At 71.9% G+C, this 431-nt stretch carries 1 protein-coding gene; it reads right to left on the bottom strand.

All coding sequences use genetic code 11. The annotated features are described in order from the left end of the window. Positions 1 to 431: FAD-dependent oxidoreductase (locus K9U41_RS23320; protein WP_282643213.1), on the bottom strand; the 431-nt coding region annotated here is incomplete at both ends.

The raw sequence follows: 431 nt of genomic DNA, 5'->3' as shown, positions 1-431 counted from the left end.
GAGCTGCTCCACGCGCCGCACGATGGCCTCGCAGCGCACCGGGTTCAGGTCGCGGCCGTAGCCGTTCAGTTCGGCCGTGCCGGCGATGCGCATCACGTCGCGCGCCGGCTGGCCACCCTGCGCGGGACGCGTGTAGCGCGAGAAGACCAGCTTGTATTCGTCGTCGGTCAGGCTCACCTCGTAGGCCGCGGCGGGGTCGCGCACCGGGATCGTGGCCGAATAGCCCTTGGCCGGGTAGATCGGCAGGCGCAGGCCGAGCGGCTCCGCCAGCAGCGGGCTGAACGAGCCCATGGCGAGCACGTAGGCGTCGCTGCGCACGCGCTCGTAGCGGCCTTCTGCGTCGGTGATCTCGACATGGTCGATGGCGCCGCCCGCGGTGCGCAGCGCGGTGACGTGGCAGCCCATGCGGAAGCGCACGCCATGGGCTTCGG

It is taken from the genome of Xanthobacter autotrophicus, from assembly GCF_029991245.1.
In the GTDB taxonomy this organism is placed as follows: domain Bacteria; phylum Pseudomonadota; class Alphaproteobacteria; order Rhizobiales; family Xanthobacteraceae; genus Xanthobacter; species Xanthobacter autotrophicus_C.
Note: the sequence above shows the minus strand (reverse complement) of the source record. Positions and strands in the feature narration are given on the sequence as shown.